General features: G+C 42.0%; 1 protein-coding gene. It reads right to left on the minus strand.

Features of this window, described 5'->3' with window-relative positions:
• Positions 1–180 precede the first annotated feature (180 nt).
• On the minus strand, positions 181–557 hold a 377-nt coding region (locus ACTHOQ_RS18910), incomplete at its 5' end, for an integrase core domain-containing protein (RefSeq protein ID WP_440497742.1).

A 557-nucleotide genomic window follows, 5' to 3' on the forward strand; every position in this document is an offset into this window, starting at 1 on the left:
CGGTGTTTGTCAATATAGTTGTCGCATCAAGCTACTTAACTTTTCTATCAAAATCAAAATCTGTTCTATTAAAATCCCCAGTTCAAACGAAGCTATCGCGCTGCGCTTGATGGCCTGTTGATCTTCAATGGAAGAAAAAGCGTACTTCCATTGAAAATCAACAGGTAAACGAGGGGTTTTTTATTCCCCCAAACGCTCTTTCATCGGGTTTAGTTCTACTTTTTCCTGTGCTGACCAGTTGCGTGTATCGCGTGACCAACGCTCTGGATTCCTCTGTTTGGCTTCTTCGTATACTACTTTTCGCTTGGCTAAAATCTCAAGATGTTCGCCTGTATGGCACTGAACCGGTGTCACAAATTTTAGAGCGCTATGTAAGTGAATTTCGTTGTACCAGTGGACAAATTTAGCTGCCCAAATACGTGCAGTTTCTAACGTTTCAAAGCCCTTTCTTGGATATTCTGGACGGTATTTCAACGTCCGAAACATCGCTTCTGAAAACGGATTATCATTGCTGACACGTGGTCTAGAATACGAGCTTTGAATGCCCATCTTTTCTA

Source organism: Solibacillus silvestris, from assembly GCF_051967575.1.
Lineage (GTDB): Bacteria > Bacillota > Bacilli > Bacillales_A > Planococcaceae > Solibacillus > Solibacillus silvestris_B.